Genomic DNA, 11873 nt, shown 5'->3' with positions numbered 1-11873 from the left:
AGAATAGCATCGAAACAGATGGTTTTAAGATCGACTAGCGATAAATCTGTGATATGTCGGGAAATTTATGGCCTTGCCGCTGGAGCCGCGCTGCCACGCCAGCCGCACCAGCCAGCCCGCCAGCACCGCGAGCAGCGCCACCTCCGCGCCCAGCAGCAGCCGCTCCACCAGACCGATCATCACCCGCTCGCCCGGCAGCGCCACGTACGTGATCGCCAGCAGCCCGAATCCCCCGGCCAGCGACACCCACTCCACGGCCCGCGCCACGGGCTTCCAGGCGGCGTCCTTGCTCAGTCTGGGCACCAGCAGCGCGCCCGCCGCCGGGAGGCTCACGAAGGCCGCCACGGACACGTAGCGGTGGATCTGCGCCGCCAGGTCGAGGTCCTCGCCGATGGGTGTGGTCGGGATGACCGCGGCCACCATCAGGGCTCCCGACCACACCATCAGCAACCGCTCGGGCCACCCCCGCACGGGCGCCCCCGACGCCCGCAGGCCCAGCAGCAGCGCCAGCGACCCGATGCCCAGCACCGCCATCGCGATCTCCGTGACGCCCCCGCGGTCGGACACGGCGTACTCGCTGATGGTGACGTTCAAGGGGTCGAGCTGCGGATCGGGGACGAGCTGCCCCACCACCACGGCCACCACCGAGAACAGGATCGATGCACAGGCGATCCAGGGCGCCAGCCTCTTCGCTGCTGCGGTCATGCCGAAACTCTCCCGCGAAGGGGTGCGGACCCACATCCGGCTACACCCCCGACCCACCCCTGACCTGACCCCGAGACCCCGCCCCTGCCGCCTTCGGCCGACCCCGTAGGGCCCCGACCCTCCACCCTGCGAAGACGCCCTCAGAGGGCAGGAGCACCCGACCTCGCCTGGTGAGGCAACCAGGTCACTTCATCCCACAATCCCCCTAGGGGACCCAAGCCGACCACTCAAACTTTCCCGCCGTGGGGGGTGCTGTCCTTTGAGACGCAGGGTGGGGACTCGTCTTCGGCCCCCTCGCCCGCCGCCCGGGGCACCGTCCCTTGAGGGCCAGGGAAGGGGGCTCGCCTTCGGCACCCTCGCCCCCCGTGGGGGTGCTGTCCTTTGAGGGGTACTGGGGTGCGGGGGCCTTGTGCCGCGTTGAGCCCCTCCTCCAAAAGGACAGCACCCCCGGCGGCGGGGAAGGGCCGATGCCGGGGGTGCTGGGGGCGAGTCCCCTAATCGAGGATGTGGGTGGTGGCGCGGTGGTAGCGGGCGCGGAGGGAGGGGAGCGGGTCCCCCGTGTACGTCTCCGCGTCCCCGGAGCGCCAGTCCGGCGACGTGGTGACCAGCGTGGCCGCCTGGTACGCGGCGCCGTCGGCGACGTACTCGGCGGGCGGTGGCACGCTGATCGGGAGCCCGAAGACGGTGGGGGCGATGCGGCGGACGGCTTCTGATCGGGCCGCGCCGCCGATGAGCAGCACCCGTTCGGCCTGCATCGACAGCGCGTCGAGCGCGTCGGCGAGCCCGCACAGCATGCCCTCGATGGCGGCCCGCGCGAGGTGGGCGGGGGTGGAGGTGGCGAGCGTGAGCCCGTGGACGGATCCGGTGGCGGTGGGCCGGTTGGGCGTGCGCTCACCCTCCAGGTACGGCACCAGCGTCAGCCCGTCGGCCCCGGGAGGCGCCTGGAGGGCGAGCGCGCTGAGCTCGTCGAGCCCGACGCCGGCGATGCGGGCGGCGGCGTCCATGACCCGGGCGGCGTTGAGCGTGCAGACCAGCGGCAGGAACCGCCCGGTGGCGTCGGCGAACCCGGCGACGAGCCCCGCGGGGTCGGCGCTGGGCGTCTCGGCGACCGCGAACACGGTGCCGGAGGTGCCGAGCGAGACGACGACGTCACCGGACCGCGCGCCGACGCCGAGCGCCGCCGCCATGTTGTCGCCGGTGCCGGGCCCGACCAGGATCGGCCCGTCGTTGGCGGGCTCGACGGGCCCGAGCACGCGCGGCAGCAGCGGCACGGTGCCGAGCGCCGTCTTGAGCAGGTCCGTACGGTAAGAGCCGGACGCGGGCGACCAGTAGCCGGTGCCGGAGGCGTCACCCCGGTCGGTGACGAGCCGGTCGAGCGGAGGGGTGGGCGCGTCGGCCCAGGCCGCGACGGAGAACGGCCCGCTTTCGAGCGCCCCGAGCAGCCGCCAGGTGAGCCAGTCGTGCGGCAGGCACACGGCGGCGGTGCGGGCCACGTTGGCGGGCTCGTTCTCGGCGAGCCAGCGCAGCTTGGTGACGGTGAACGAGGCCACCGGCACGGATCCGACGGCGTCGGCCCACGCCTGCGGCCCGCCCTGCTCGGTGATCAGGTCGGTGGCGGCCTGCGCGGAGCGGGTGTCGTTCCACAGCAGGGCCTCGCGTACGACCTCGCCGGACTCGTCGAGGCAGACCATGCCGTGCTGCTGACCGCCCACGCTGATGGCGGCCACGCCGTCCAGCCCGCCGGCCTCCTCGATGGCCTGCAACAGTGCCGTCCACCAGTGGGACGGGTGTACTTCCGTGCCGGTGGGGTGGGGTGCGCGGCCCTGCCGCACCAGCTCACCGGTCTCCGCGTCTCGAATGACGACCTTGCAACTCTGCGTGGAGGAATCGACCCCTGCGACCAGCGTCACCCACGAACTCCTAACAAGTGCTCCAGCGCAAGCTGGTTGAGATGCGTGAAATGGTATCCGCGGGCGGCGGCCGCCTCGGGATCGAAGTCGTCGTCCGCGAGATCGGCCAGCGTCTCGCCGCGGTTGAGCGTGGGCAGGCCGAGCTCGTCGACACGAGATGCGCGCATCGCCTCCCGCACCTCCGGATCAGCCCTGAAGTTTCGCGCTTTATCCCGAAGTATGAGGTATGTCCGCATATTAGCGGCGGCCGAGGCCCAGACGTCAGCGTGGTCCTCCGTACGCAGCGGCTTGTAGTCGAAGTGCCGTGGACCGTCGTAGCCGCCGTGTTCGAGCAGGTCGACCAGGAAGAACGCGCTCATCACGTCGCCGTGCCCGAAGATCAGGTCCTGGTCGAAGCGGGGCCCGTGCTGCCCGTTGAGGTCGATGTGGAACAGCTTGCCCTGCCACAGCGCCTGGGCGACGCCGTGGACGAAGTTGAGGCCGGCCATCTGCTCGTGGCCCACCTCCGGGTTGAGCCCCACCATCTCCGGGTGCTCCAGCTGGGAGATGAACCCCAGCGCGTGCCCGATGGTGGGGAGCAGGATGTCGCCCCTGGGCTCGTTGGGCTTGGGCTCGATCGCGAAGCGCAGGTCGTAGCCGCGCTCGCGGACGTAGCCGCACAGCAGGTCGAGGGCCTCCTTGTAGCGCCCGAGCGCCGCGCGCACGTCTTTCGCGGCGTCGGACTCGGCGCCTTCGCGTCCGCCCCAGCACACGTACGTGGTGGCGCCGAGCGAGGCGGCCAGGTCGATGTTCCTGGTGACCTTGCGCAGGGCGTAACGCCGTACGTCGCGGTCGTTGCTGGTGAAGGCGCCGTCGCGGAAGACGGGGTGGGTGAACAGGTTGGTGGTGGCCATGGGCACTTTCATGCCGGTTTCGGCAAGCGCTTTCCGGAAGGCCGCGATCGCCCGTTCGCGATCGGGATCGACGGCGAGCAGGTCGTCGTCGTGGAAGGTGACGCCGTAGGCCCCCAGCTCGGCCAGGCGATGCACGCTCTCGACGGGATCGAGGGGCGCCCGTACGGCGTCCCCGAACGGATCGCGCGCCTGCCAGCCGACCGTCCACAGACCGAACGTGAATCGATCGTCAGGGGTTGGCTCGTACATGGTTCGATGCTCCCCCGGTGATCAGTTGTGCACAACCATGCCGGGCACAATCGCACGATCTCGGGCCCGCCACCGGACGCCCCGCCGCCCCAGAGACCCCGCCCCAGAGACCCTCAGAGCCCTTCAGAGACCGGAGGGATCGCGCCCCACGCTGATCTCCTCGGCGATCTTGCGGATCTCCGTCACCTCGAGGCCAGGAGCCTTGGGCAGGTGGCGCAGCAAAGCGTCCATCACCACGGGGACAGGCTGGCCGGCGAACCGGCCGGCGATCCCATGAACCGCCCTGAACAGCGCCTCTTCGGTGTCGTGCATCGGCCTCTCCTCGGTCGGGTACCCGGCAACGCTACGGCCTCCGTCCGACACTTCGCGCCCTAAGACTCCAGCGTGTTCCTGACCGTGGCGCAAATCTCGTCCAGCCGGCGCACCTGCTCGGGCGTCAGCGCGTCGAACAGGCTGCGGCGCACCTCCTCGACGTGTCCTGGCGCGGCGGCGGCCAGCACGGCGTACCCCTCGCCGGTGAGCACGGCGAAGCTGCTGCGGCGGTCGGACGGGCACGGCTCGCGGCGCACCCATCCGCGCTCCTCCAGCCGCCGTACGGCGTGCGACAGGCGGCTCTGCGAGCTCTGGGCCCTGGCCGCCAGCTCGCTCATGCGCATCGCCCGCCCAGGCGCCTCGGAGAGCGCCACGAGGATCACGTAGTAGGCGTGCGGCATGCCCGCGTCGCGCTGGAGCTGCCGGTCGAGCGCCTCGTTGACGAGCTGGGTCGCGGCCAGGAAGTTGCGCCAGGCGCGTTGCTCGTCCTCATCCAGCCATCGGGTCACGCTCCCAAGTTAGTTGAACTCTCATATACTTGATGATCGGGACTCCGTCGAAAGGGGCGAACCCATGCCGGTCCAGCGGCTCAACCACGCCGTCCTCTACGTGCGCGACGTGGAGGAAAGCGTCGCCTTCTACCGCGAGGCCCTCGGTTTCGACGTCGTCATGAGCATGCGCGGCGCCGCGTTCCTCCAGGCGCCCGGCTCGTCCAACGACCACGACCTGGGCCTGTTCCAGATCGGCGCGGACGCCGCCCCCTCGCCCGCCGGGCGCACCTCCGTCGGCCTCTACCACCTGGCCTGGGAGGTCGACACGCTGGAGGAGCTCGAACGTGTCAAGGCCAAGCTCGCCGAGCTGGGCGCGCTGGTCGGCGCGTCCGACCACAGCACCACCAAGGCGCTCTACGCGCGCGACCCCGACGGGCTCGAGTTCGAGGTGTCGTGGCTGGTGCCCGCCGCGCTGCTCACCGAGGAGACGCTGGCCGGGCGCACCCGGGTCCGCCCCCTCGACCTGGACGCCGACAAGCAGCGGTACGGCGCCCAGACCAGGGGCGGCGTGGGCGTGTCCATCCCCGCCTGACGTACCGTGGGGGTATAAGCCCTCTGGTCCCACGGAGAACCGGCCATGCCAAGCGATCCTGACCATGTGGTCGACGCCATCGACGGCGTCGTCGAGGAGTGGGAGACGCTGAGCGCCGACGCGATGCGCTGGGCGCCGCCCGAGAGCAAGAGCCCCGACCTCATGACCGAGGTGAGCGAGATCTTCGGGCCGCTCGTCAACGCCTTCACCACCGCGCTGCGCCCGCTCGGCGACGCCTTCGAGCGCGTGCTAACGTCACTGGAGGAACAGGCCGACCGCCTCTCGGGCCCCGACCACCGCGACGACTGATCCCTCAGCCGGTGCGGCGGCGTCGGGCTCTGCGGGGGGTAGGACGTGGCGGTCCCGGCGAGGCGAGCAGCGCGTGCACGCCGTACGCCACCGCCTTGCGATAGCGGACCACCACACAGACTGCCGGCGCCACGTCCGGCAGCCCGGCTCAGGCGTGGGCGTGCCGCATCGCCCGCAGCGGGGCGCTGAGCTTGGCCAGCTCGGCCAGCATGGCGTCGGCCCCCGCCTCCATCTCGGGGCTGGGCCGCAGCGCGCCGTCCTCGGTGAGGTGCTGCGGCACGAACGGGATGATCACGCCTTCCAGCACCGGCACCATCTTCATGGTGCTGACGACGTGGCGCAGGCCGGCGACGGCGCGGGTGCCGCCGGAGACGCCGCCGTAGCTGACGAAGCCGACCGGCTTGTGGTGCCACTCGTGGTGGAGGTAGTCAAGGGCGTTCTTGATCGTGGCGGGGAAGCTGTGGTTGTACTCCGGGGTCACGAAGACGTACGCGTCGGCCCGCTCCACGGTGGCGCTCCACTCCTTGGTGTGGGCGTTGACGTATTGGCGCAGGCTGGGGTGGTGGGGCTCGTCCATGAACGGCAGTCCCACCTCCGCCAGGTCGACCAGCTCCACGTCGAACAGGCCCGAGCCGGCGGCTTTGTCGCGGAACCAGTCGGCGACGGGACGACCGGCCCGGCCTGGGCGGGTGCTGCCGACGATGACCTGCAGGACAGGGTTGACTTCCATGATGACTCCTGGTGAGGCGATAGATGACTGCTCAACATTATTGAGCAACTACATATTTCTTAGCAAACGGTACACTGGACCCATGAGTCCCTCGTCGGTGTGCACGCGCTTCCACATCGCCCTGGAGTTGATCGGCGCCCGCTGGTCGGGCGCGGTGATCCACATGATCTTCAAGGGCGCCCACCGGTACGCCGATCTCAAGGCGGCCATCCCCGGCATCAACGACACGATGCTGGCCAGGCGGCTGCGCGAGCTGGAGTCCGCCGGGCTGATCGAGCGCCGGGTGCTGCCCACCTCCCCCGTACGCGTCGAATACCACCTGACGGAAATGGGCCGGGAGTTGCGCCCGGTCGTGGACGAGCTGATGACGTGGGCGCACAAGTGGATCCCGCTGCCGGAGGACGAGGCCGCGTCCGCCTGAGGCGAGATCCTGTTACGTTTGCCGACCGTGAGCGGACTGGGCACCCTGATGCGGCACGTGCACGAGCTGATGGACGGCGCCATCGCGGAGATCTACGCCGACCACGGCCTGCCCGACTACCGCCCGCGCTTCTCCCCCGTCGTCCGCACGCTGGTCGCCGACGGCCCGATGACCATCGGCGCGCTGTCGAAGGCGATCGGCGTCAGCCACTCGGCGGCCAGCCAGACCGTGGTGCAGATGCGGCGGGCCGGGTTCGTCACGCTGGCGAAGGGCTCCGACGCCCGCCGCCGCATCGTCCACCTCACCGACAAGGCCCGCACCGCGCTGCCGCTGATCGAGGCCGAGTGGGCGGCGACCACGCGCGCCATGGCCGAGCTCGACGCCGAGCTGCCGGCCCCGCTCGCCCAGGTCATGACGGCCACGTTGCACGCTCTCGAACGCAGGCCCTTCCGCGAGCGGATCGGTGACCTAGAATCACTCACATGACCTGGCGACATTGATCCATAACCCGAGACCTGCGCGGGGCGCGCGGGCCGCCGAGCCGACGAGCGCTCGGAGTCCCCGTTCGATCCCCTGGAAGGTCTCATGCTCGTCGCATCGTTGTACGCGTACGCGTTCCTCAGCGAATTCATCCTGCTCTATCCGGTATACGCGCTGCTGTTCACCGATACCGGTCTCTCCGTGGCCCAGGTCTCCAGCCTGTTCGCCATCTGGTCCCTGACGGGCCTGGTGCTGGAGATCCCGTCCGGCGCCTGGGCCGACGCCGTCTCGCGCCGCTTGCTGCTCGTCCTCGGCCCGCTGCTGACCGGGGTCGGTTTCGCCCTGTGGGTGGCGTTCCCGTCCTACTGGGCGTTCGCGGTGGGCTTCGTGCTCTGGGGCGCGGGCGAGACGCTGATCTCCGGCTCCTACGAAGCCCTCGCGTACGAGGAGCTCGAACGGCGTGGCCAGGCCGGCCGCTACGCCACCGTCATCGGCCGGGCCACCGCGGCGAGCATGATCGCCACCGCCGCCGCCATGGCGGTGGCCGTGCCCGTGTTCGCGGCGGGCGGGCATCCCGCCGTGGCGGTGGCCAGTGTGCTGACCTGCCTCCTGTGCTCGGCCACGGCGCTGACGCTGCCCGAGCACCGCGTACGCCGGGTCGCGCCGTCGTACCTCGCGGTACTGCGCGAGGGCATCGCCCAGACCAGGGCCGACCGGCGGGTCACGCACGCGGTGCTCCTGGTCGCCTTCGTGGCGGCGCTGTGGGGCGGCCTGGAGGAGTACATCCCTTACCTCGCGCTCGAAACAGAAGTGCCCGAGGCGGCGGTGCCGCTGCTGGTGCTGCTCGTCACGCTGGGCATCACCGCGGGCGGCCTGCTGGCCGGGCCCGCCGAGCGGCTGCCGCACCGGGCGTACGGGCTGCTGCTGGGCCTCGCCGCGCTCGCCCTGGCGGCGGGGGCGCTCAGCGGGCACGTGGCCGGGTTCGTACTGATCGCGCTGGCGTTCGGGGCGTTCCAGCTCGCCGGGGTGCTCGCCGACGTACGGCTGCAGCAGCGCATCACCGGGCCCGCGCGGGCCACGGTGACCTCGGTGGCCGGGCTCGGCACGAACGTGGTGACGCTGGGGGTCTACGGCGCGTACGGTGCGCTGTCGCCGTACGCGCTCAATGGGACGACGTTCGCGCTGCTGGCCCTGCCGTACGTGCTGATCGCCCTGGTCACCGCCCGCGCCCGTCAGTAGCGTGACGGGATGCGCTTGGGCAGCGGCGGCGGCGCCGGAGCCGGCTCCTCGACGAGGACCGGTTCCGGCCGCTCCGAGCCGCGCCAGCGCGCGGGGAAGATCGACGCGGCCAGCAGCACCGCCCCCGCGGGCAGCGACCAGGGGTCGATGAGGTCGAGGTACGCCTGCGCGTAGTCGGCTCGCACCTGCCCGGCCCACGGCGTACGGGCGAAGATCGCCGTACCGGCGAACGCCAGGCCGGGCACCAGCGACGCGAGCGGCGAGATCCGCGACCCGCAGAGCGCGCCCACCAGCACCATGGCGGCGACGAGCGCGCCCGTGGCGAGCCAGTGAGGATCTTGACCAGCGGAGTAGAGAAAGCCCGCCGCGATCAGCGGCGTGGCCGGCAGTCCTGCGCCGGCGCCGAGCACGTGACGAACACCATTACGCACAGAGAACACCTCCAGCCACGGCACCCTATCCAGCCAGCAGGTCCTTCACCTTTAAGGCGGAAATTCCGCCTCTGAAACCTATGACCGAAAAGGCGTCATAACACCGAAATAGTGTCCGTTTGGTATCTGAGCATCGGCCGCCGCAGCCGTTAACTTGACAGCACCCCCACCCGAGGAGTGCACATGTTGAGTAAGCGCTGCGCGCTGACGGGCGGCATCATCCTCGCCGTCTGCCTGGCCACCCCCATCAGCCCAGCATTAGCTGACCCGGCACCTCAATCCGCCTCCCCCTCCGCACCCCCCGAGATGATCGACGCTCTGGAGCGCGACCTCGGCCTGTCGGAAGCACAGGTCGTCACCCGCCTCAAGAACGAGGAGCGGGCCGCCGTCACCGAGAAGAACCTGTCCAGCGACCTGGGCGGCACGTTCGGCGGCGCCTGGCTGAACGACGACGCGAGCAAGCTGAACGTCGCCACCACCGACCCCGCCGCCGCCCCCGCCATCGAGGCGCAGGGCGCGCAGCCGGTCGTGGTCAAGCGCTCGCTCGCGCAGCTCAACGGCATCATGCAGCAGCTCGACCAGGCCCCGGAGAAGGCCAAGGCCGGCGCGGCACTCTGGTACGTCGACGTCAAGACCAACACCGTCTCCGTCCAGGCGCCGACCGTCGAGGCCGCCGAGGCACTCGCCGACGCCGCGGGCGTCGACCGGAGCGCCGTCACCGTGTCCGCGACGGCCGAGCAGCCCAAGCCGTTCATCAACATCATCGGCGGCGCCGCCTACTACATCGGCTCCAGCCGCTGCAGCGTCGGCTTCGCCGTCACCCGCGGCAGCACGCCGGGCTTCGTCACCGCAGGTCACTGCGGCCGGGCCGGCTCCCGTACGACGCAGCCCACCGGCACCTTCCAGGGCTCGTCGTTCCCGGGCAACGACTACGCCTGGGTCGCCGCCCCGAACAACACCGTCACCCCCTACGTGCGCGGCTCCGGCGGCGCCAACGTGACCGTGCGCGGCTCCACGCAGGCGGCCGTGGGCTCGTCCATCTGCCGCTCCGGCTCCACCACCGGCTGGCGCTGCGGCACCATCCAGCAGCACAACGCCAGCGTCCGCTACTCGCAGGGCACCGTCAGCGGCCTGACCAGGACGAGCGCGTGCGCCGAGCCCGGTGACTCCGGCGGCTCGTTCATCTCGGGCAACCAGGCGCAGGGCATGACCTCCGGCGGGTCGGGCAACTGCAGCTTCGGCGGCACGACGTACCACCAGCCAGTCAACGAGGCGCTGAGCGTGTACGGCCTCACGCTCCGCACCGGCTGATCCCTCGTTGCAAGACCCGCGCGGCGCGCCCTTCCCCCGGCGCGCCGCTTCGGCGTTCAGCCGATGCGGTAGCCGACCCCGCGGACCGTCTCGATGATCGGCGGCTCGCCGAGTTTGCGGCGCAGCCGGCCCACGGTGACGATCACGGTGTTGGTGAAGCTGTCGGCGTTCTCGTCCCAGACCTGTTCGAGCAGCAGCTCGGCGCTCAGGAAGCCGGGGCTGGCCCGCAGCAGGGCCTCCAGCACGGCGAACTCCTTCACCGACAGCTCCAGCCGCCGCCCGTCCCGCACGGCGGTCCTGCGTACCGGGTCGAGCGCGATGCCCGCCACCCGCAGCGTTCGGGGGCGCGCGTCGGGGCGGCGGCGGGCCAGCGCCTGGATGCGGAGGATCAGCTCGGGGAAGTGGAAGGGCTTGGCGAGGTAGTCGTCGGCGCCCAGCGCGAGGCCGCTGACCCGCTCGTCGGGCTCGCCGGCCGCGGTCAGCATCAGCACCATCGGCCGTTCCGACCGCTCGGTGACCATCTGGCACAGGACGTCGCCGTGCAGTCCTGGCAGGTCCCGGTCGAGGACCACGACGTGGTACGCGTTGACGTCCAGCTTGGCGGCCGCGGCGAGCCCGTCGTACGCGACGTCCACCGCCATCCCCTGGTCGCGCAGCCCTTCCGCGACGACCTCGGCGAGCGCGTCGTCGTCCTCGACCACCAGGACCCTCATGCCGGCAGCGTCACCGTCGCGCGCAGGCCGCCGGAGGGGCGGGCGAGCAGGTCGAGCCGGCCTCCGTGGGCCTCGGCGACGGCGGCCACGATCGACAGGCCCAGGCCCGACGAGCCGGTGCGGTCGCTGCCGAGGCGTTCGAAGGGGCGCGCCAACCTGTCCACCTCCCGCTGGTCGAGGACGGGGCCACCGGTCTCGACGACCAGCGTTCGCCCGGTGCCGGTGATCTCGATGAAGCCGCCGTCCTCGTTGTGGCGTACCGCGTTGTCCACCAGGTTGTCCACCAGCCTGGCCAGCAGTTCGGGGTCGCCCGTCGTTGTCGTCCGCACGTCGGTCGTCACCGTCAGGTCCTTCACGTCCCTTTCCGCGAGCGCGGCCCGTACGAGAGCGGCGAGGTCGACCTGGGCGACGTTCCTCAGCGCCCCGTGCTGGGCCCTGGCCAGCGCCAGGAAGCCGTTCACCAGGTGATCGACGCGGTCGAGCTGCCTTCTGAGGCGGGCGGCGAGCGCCACCGTCGAGGGGCCGGGGTCGGGCTTGGCCACCGCGACGTCGAGCGAGGCCCGCATGGTCGCGAGCGGTGTGCGCAGCTCGTGGGAGGCGTTGGCGACGAAGCGCCGCTGCGCGGTGAACGCCGCCTCCAGCCGTTCGAGCAGGCCGTCGATGGTGTCGGCCAGGTCCTTGACCTCGTCGGCCGGGCCCGTGACGGCCAGCCGCCGTTCCAGGGTGTCGGAGGAGATGCGGCGGGTGGTGGCCGTGATGTCCCGCAACGGGCGCAGCACCCTTTTGGCCAGCATCCGGCCCACCAGTACTGAGACGACCGCCATCACCGCCAGGGCCAGCACCGAGCCGATCAGCAACTGCTGGGCCTGCTCGTCGTACGCCGCCGCCAGCCGCTCCTCCAGCTCCCTGATGCGCTGGTCCGCGCTCTGCCCTGGCACGCCTCCCGCCGGGACGGTGACCTCCATGCCGCCGGACAGGAAGAAGGACAGGGCCAGCAGCGCGGCGCCGGACAGGAGGAACACGGTGGCGTACAACATCGTGAACCGTGCGCCGACGGTCCCACTGCGCTGCCCGATCATCCTGCCAG

15 protein-coding genes are annotated in these 11873 nt (G+C 71.1%); 6 read left to right on the top strand and 9 right to left on the bottom strand.

What is annotated here, in order from left to right; all coding sequences use genetic code 11:
- Nucleotides 1-24 precede the first annotated feature (24 nt).
- The 5 genes from AB0K12_RS26365 to AB0K12_RS26345 form a co-directional block, all read right to left on the bottom strand.
- Nucleotides 25-705, bottom strand: coding sequence for a DUF998 domain-containing protein (locus tag AB0K12_RS26365; protein WP_364566447.1), 681 nt, complete (start codon nucleotides 703-705; stop codon nucleotides 25-27).
- Nucleotides 706-1199: 494 nt separating this feature from the next.
- A complete protein-coding gene (locus AB0K12_RS26360; protein ID WP_364566444.1) occupies nucleotides 1200-2615 on the bottom strand; it encodes an FGGY family carbohydrate kinase in 1416 nt (471 codons plus the stop codon).
- Nucleotides 2612-3757 carry a xylose isomerase gene (gene xylA, locus AB0K12_RS26355; RefSeq protein ID WP_364566441.1) on the bottom strand — a complete coding sequence of 382 codons (1146 nt, stop codon included), beginning with the start codon at nucleotides 3755-3757 and terminating at the stop codon, nucleotides 2612-2614. The genes AB0K12_RS26360 and xylA overlap by 4 nt, the downstream gene beginning before the upstream one ends.
- A gap of 123 nt (nucleotides 3758-3880) precedes the next feature.
- Nucleotides 3881-4069 (bottom strand): hypothetical protein, encoded by a 189-nt coding sequence (locus AB0K12_RS26350; RefSeq protein WP_138690643.1) that lies wholly within the window; start codon nucleotides 4067-4069, stop codon nucleotides 3881-3883.
- A 59-nt stretch (nucleotides 4070-4128) separates the two neighbouring features.
- Nucleotides 4129-4578 carry a MarR family transcriptional regulator gene (locus AB0K12_RS26345; RefSeq protein WP_364566438.1) on the bottom strand — a complete coding sequence of 150 codons (450 nt, stop codon included), beginning with the start codon at nucleotides 4576-4578 and terminating at the stop codon, nucleotides 4129-4131.
- Between the two features lie 64 nt (nucleotides 4579-4642).
- Between AB0K12_RS26345 and AB0K12_RS26340 the strand changes: the two genes are divergently transcribed.
- Entirely contained in the window at nucleotides 4643-5152 is a 510-nt protein-coding gene (locus tag AB0K12_RS26340) for a VOC family protein (RefSeq protein ID WP_364566436.1), read from the top strand.
- A 45-nt stretch (nucleotides 5153-5197) separates the two neighbouring features.
- The gene (locus AB0K12_RS26335) at nucleotides 5198-5461 is read left to right on the top strand and encodes a hypothetical protein (RefSeq protein ID WP_364566434.1); all 264 of its coding nucleotides are present in this window, start codon (nucleotides 5198-5200) and stop codon (nucleotides 5459-5461) included.
- Between the two features lie 148 nt (nucleotides 5462-5609).
- Here the strand turns inward: AB0K12_RS26335 and AB0K12_RS26330 are convergent, their stop codons facing one another.
- Nucleotides 5610-6191, bottom strand: coding sequence for an NAD(P)H-dependent oxidoreductase (locus AB0K12_RS26330; protein WP_364566431.1), 582 nt, complete (start codon nucleotides 6189-6191; stop codon nucleotides 5610-5612).
- Between the two features lie 82 nt (nucleotides 6192-6273).
- Between AB0K12_RS26330 and AB0K12_RS26325 the strand changes: the two genes are divergently transcribed.
- The 3 genes from AB0K12_RS26325 (at nucleotide 6274) to AB0K12_RS26315 (ending at nucleotide 8331) form a co-directional block, all read left to right on the top strand.
- Complete coding sequence (locus tag AB0K12_RS26325) at nucleotides 6274-6612, top strand: helix-turn-helix domain-containing protein (protein WP_364566428.1); 339 nt, start codon at nucleotides 6274-6276, stop codon at nucleotides 6610-6612.
- A 27-nt stretch (nucleotides 6613-6639) separates the two neighbouring features.
- Nucleotides 6640-7098 (top strand): MarR family transcriptional regulator, encoded by a 459-nt coding sequence (locus AB0K12_RS26320; protein WP_364566425.1) that lies wholly within the window; start codon nucleotides 6640-6642, stop codon nucleotides 7096-7098.
- Between the two features lie 99 nt (nucleotides 7099-7197).
- A complete protein-coding gene (locus AB0K12_RS26315; protein WP_364566421.1) occupies nucleotides 7198-8331 on the top strand; it encodes an MFS transporter in 1134 nt (377 codons plus the stop codon).
- Here the strand turns inward: AB0K12_RS26315 and AB0K12_RS26310 are convergent.
- Nucleotides 8325-8762 carry a hypothetical protein gene (locus AB0K12_RS26310; RefSeq protein ID WP_364566418.1) on the bottom strand — a complete coding sequence of 146 codons (438 nt, stop codon included), beginning with the start codon at nucleotides 8760-8762 and terminating at the stop codon, nucleotides 8325-8327. The genes AB0K12_RS26315 and AB0K12_RS26310 overlap by 7 nt on opposite strands.
- Nucleotides 8763-8945: 183 nt before the next feature.
- On the opposite strand from AB0K12_RS26310, the gene AB0K12_RS26305 reads away from it, so the two are divergent.
- Complete coding sequence (locus tag AB0K12_RS26305; protein WP_364566415.1) at nucleotides 8946-10073, top strand: S1 family peptidase; 1128 nt, start codon at nucleotides 8946-8948, stop codon at nucleotides 10071-10073.
- Nucleotides 10074-10129: 56 nt separating this feature from the next.
- On the opposite strand, the gene AB0K12_RS26300 is transcribed toward AB0K12_RS26305, so the two are convergent.
- Entirely contained in the window at nucleotides 10130-10786 is a 657-nt protein-coding gene (locus tag AB0K12_RS26300; protein ID WP_364566412.1) for a response regulator transcription factor, read from the bottom strand.
- Nucleotides 10783-11865 carry a HAMP domain-containing sensor histidine kinase gene (locus AB0K12_RS26295; protein ID WP_364566409.1) on the bottom strand — a complete coding sequence of 361 codons (1083 nt, stop codon included), beginning with the start codon at nucleotides 11863-11865 and terminating at the stop codon, nucleotides 10783-10785. Before AB0K12_RS26295 ends, AB0K12_RS26300 begins: the two co-directional genes overlap by 4 nt.
- Between the last annotated feature and the right edge of the window lie 8 nt (nucleotides 11866-11873).

This window comes from Nonomuraea sp. NPDC049419 (assembly GCF_040676995.1).
In the GTDB taxonomy this organism is placed as follows: domain Bacteria; phylum Actinomycetota; class Actinomycetes; order Streptosporangiales; family Streptosporangiaceae; genus Nonomuraea; species Nonomuraea salmonea.
This window is presented reverse-complemented; position numbering and strand designations above follow the sequence as displayed.

Bases quoted from the DNA above. Each gene is read 5' to 3' on its own strand.
- AB0K12_RS26350 (WP_138690643.1), bottom strand. From the start codon at position 4,069: ATGCACGACACCGAAGAGGCGCTGTTCAGGGCGGTTCATGGGATCGCC.
- AB0K12_RS26330 (WP_364566431.1), bottom strand. From the start codon at position 6,191: ATGGAAGTCAACCCTGTCCTGCAGGTCATCGTCGGCAGCACCCGCCCA.
- AB0K12_RS26300 (WP_364566412.1), bottom strand. From the start codon at position 10,786: ATGAGGGTCCTGGTGGTCGAGGACGACGACGCGCTCGCCGAGGTCGTC.
- xylA (WP_364566441.1), bottom strand. From the start codon at position 3,757: ATGTACGAGCCAACCCCTGACGATCGATTCACGTTCGGTCTGTGGACG.
- AB0K12_RS26305 (WP_364566415.1), top strand. From the start codon at position 8,946: ATGTTGAGTAAGCGCTGCGCGCTGACGGGCGGCATCATCCTCGCCGTC.
- AB0K12_RS26315 (WP_364566421.1), top strand. From the start codon at position 7,198: ATGCTCGTCGCATCGTTGTACGCGTACGCGTTCCTCAGCGAATTCATC.
- AB0K12_RS26325 (WP_364566428.1), top strand. From the start codon at position 6,274: ATGAGTCCCTCGTCGGTGTGCACGCGCTTCCACATCGCCCTGGAGTTG.
- AB0K12_RS26295 (WP_364566409.1), bottom strand. From the start codon at position 11,865: ATGATCGGGCAGCGCAGTGGGACCGTCGGCGCACGGTTCACGATGTTG.
- AB0K12_RS26340 (WP_364566436.1), top strand. From the start codon at position 4,643: ATGCCGGTCCAGCGGCTCAACCACGCCGTCCTCTACGTGCGCGACGTG.
- AB0K12_RS26335 (WP_364566434.1), top strand. From the start codon at position 5,198: ATGCCAAGCGATCCTGACCATGTGGTCGACGCCATCGACGGCGTCGTC.
- AB0K12_RS26365 (WP_364566447.1), bottom strand. From the start codon at position 705: ATGACCGCAGCAGCGAAGAGGCTGGCGCCCTGGATCGCCTGTGCATCG.